The sequence below is a fragment of the Methylocystis sp. genome (genome assembly GCF_050251305.1).
Taxonomy (GTDB): domain Bacteria; phylum Pseudomonadota; class Alphaproteobacteria; order Rhizobiales; family Beijerinckiaceae; genus Methylocystis.
In genome coordinates this window covers 1-2,649 of record NZ_JBFWNB010000097.1, presented here as the reverse complement: position 1 = coordinate 2,649, position 2,649 = coordinate 1, and the positions used below count along the sequence as shown (strand labels likewise).

The window sequence follows — 2,649 nt, the reverse complement described above, 5'->3', positions numbered from 1 at the left end:
AGATGGTGATGCGCTCCATCCGATTGCGTTCGCGCAACGACCGTCTGCTCGATGCCCTGAAGAAGCAGGTCGACGCCGCCAATGACGCCGAGAAGCGCTTCCGGGCGCTTATCGAATGCTCGCAAGACCTCACGCTCGTCTTCTCGCCGGAGGGCAGGATCATCTATGCCAGTCCGTCCGTCGAGGCCGCGCTTGGCGTCCCGGCGCGCGCGCTTGTCGGGCGCACGACAAAGGACATTCTCCATCCCGACGACTTCGCCCAATTCCGCGCGGTCGGCGGCCGGGCGCTGTCGAGTCTCGGCGAGGTGATCCCGCTGCCGCATGTCTGCTTCAAGGGCGCGAATGGCGATTATGTGCCGCTCTGCGGACGCCTCACCAATATGCTTTATGTGCCGGGCGTCGACGGCTTCGTCTTCAGCGGCGGGCGGCTGTCGAAGCGCGGGGCCATAAAGATGCACGCGGCGGAATAAACGCTCGCGCTCCTCGGGAGACGCTGATCGAGCCTATCGCTCTCCGCGCTTGAACGAAGGGCGGCGTTGCTTCGTCTTTCTTCCCGCCGCCTCCCGCCCGGTCTTCTTGGTCTTCTTGGCGCCTCTTTTCTTCGGCGGTCTCCTCGCATCCGGAATTGGGTCCGAGAGCACTTCAAACTGCAAGCCGCCGGTCAAGGGCGTCGCCTCCTTGAGCGCCACGCGCACCGGCTGGCCGAGTCGGTAGAAAGCCCCCGTCCTATCGCCGACGACCGCATGGCGCTCCTCGACGAAGGTGAAACGTTCGTCCCCGAGCAGGCGGATGGGCGCAAAGCCGTCGGCGCCGGTCTCGTCGAGCATGATGAAAAGGCCGAAACGGGTGACGCCCCTGATGCGGCCGTCGAACTCGACGCCGACCCGGTCGGACAGGTATTCGGCGAGATAGCGGTCCGCGGATTCCCGCTCCGCCGTCATGGCGCGCCGCTCATAATCGGAAATCTCTTCGGCGATTTTCGAAAGCCTTTGGGCTTCGGCGTCGGTCTGGCCGCCGGCGCCGAGCTTTTCGGCCGCGACGAGGGCGCGGTGCACGGTCAAGTCCGCATAGCGCCGGATCGGCGAGGTGAAATGCGCATAACGCGGAATGTTCAGCCCGAAATGGCCGAGATTGTCCGTCGCATAGACCGCCTGCTTCTGCGAGCGGAGAACGACCTCGGAGACGAGCTCCTTTTCATCGCGCGCTTCGGCTTTTTTGAGGATTTCATTGAAATGCGCGGGCCGCGCCGACGGCCCCTTGACGAGCGAATAGCCGAGATCGTCGAGATAGTCGCGCGCCGATTGGAGCCGCTCCTCGTCGGGCGCGTCATGAACGCGATAGATGCGGGGAACCTTCTTCTGCTCCAAAGTTTCCGCCGCGCAGATATTCGCCAGGATCATGAATTCCTCGATCAGGCGGTGCGCGTCGAAACGCTCGCGCTTTTCGACCTTGAGAACGCGGCCGTCCGGTCCGAGGATGATCTTGCGTTCCGGGAGGTCGAGATCGAGCGGCGCGCGATGCTTGCGCTCGCGCCAGCGGGCCTGAAACGCCGCGTGGAGGCGTCTTACCGTCTCTGCTATTTCCGTCGGCGCCTCTTCGCCGTCGATGATCGCCTGCGCGTCGCCATAGGCGAGCTTTGCGGCCGAGCGCATCATCGCCCGCATGAAGCGATGCGCGATCTTGGCGCCGTCTTTCGTGATCCGCATCTCGACGGCGAGGCAGGGCCGTTCGACGCCTTCCTTCAACGAACACAGATCATTCGAGAGTCGTTCGGGCAGCATCGGCACGACGCGGTCGGGAAGGTAGACCGAATTTCCCCGCCGCGCGGCCTCGCGATCGAGCGCGCCGCCGGAGGGAACGAAATAGCTGACATCGGCGATCGCGACGATGACGCGAAAGCCGCCTTCGTTCTTTTCGTCGTCGTCGGGCGCGGCCCAGACCGCGTCATCATGGTCCTTGGCGTCTTCAGGATCGATGGTGAGGAGGGGGATGGCGCGAAGATCCGCGCGCTTTCCGAGCGAGGGAAGGCGCGCCTTTTCGGCCTCGGCGAGGACGTCGTCCGGAAACGCGATCGGAATGCTGTGATTGGCGAGCGCGATCAGCGAAAAAGCGTGGCGGTCGTCGATATGGCCGGCGATTTCCCTAACGCGCGCGCGCTGCGATCCGTAGCGCTCGCCGCCTCGCCCGCCTGTCGTCTCGACCCAGACGAGATCGCCGTCCTCGGCCTTGCCTGCGTCGCCCCGGCCGATGGTGAAGCGATTGCGCGCGCGGCGCTCGACAGGCTCGGCGACGCCCCCGGCGCCGGTCTTTCTGAAAACCGCGAGGAAGCGATGCGCGCTTTTGCCGATCGCCTTGATGATGTCGGCGTCATAGCCGTCATCGCCCGCAGGGCGCAGCCGGGCGAGGAGGCGGTCCCCGACGCCGGGCGCGGGCTTCAGCCGTGCGGCTTTCTTCGCGGCGAGGCGGATCATCGGCGGCTCGGCCTCGCCGCGCCAGTTCGCCGGCATGCAGAGAAGATCGCCGTCATCGTCGACCGACATGACGTCGATCGCGCCGACCGGCGCGAGCGTTTCTGTCTGCACGATCTTTCTGCCCGTCCGCTCGATCTTGCCGTCGTCTTCGAGCGCGCGCAGGCGCGCGCGCAATTCG

General features: G+C 65.5%; 2 protein-coding genes. One reads left to right on the top strand and one right to left on the bottom strand.

Annotated features, from left to right (window positions below; genetic code table 11):
• Nucleotides 1–470 (top strand): PAS domain S-box protein (locus AB7F41_RS17180; RefSeq protein WP_428406727.1); only part of this gene is annotated, 470 nt, incomplete at its 5' end.
• 33 nt (nucleotides 471–503) lie between these two features.
• Here AB7F41_RS17180 and rnr read toward each other — a convergent pair.
• A partial coding sequence (gene rnr, locus AB7F41_RS17175; RefSeq protein WP_428406726.1) for a ribonuclease R occupies nucleotides 504–2,649 on the bottom strand: 2,146 nt, incomplete at its 5' end.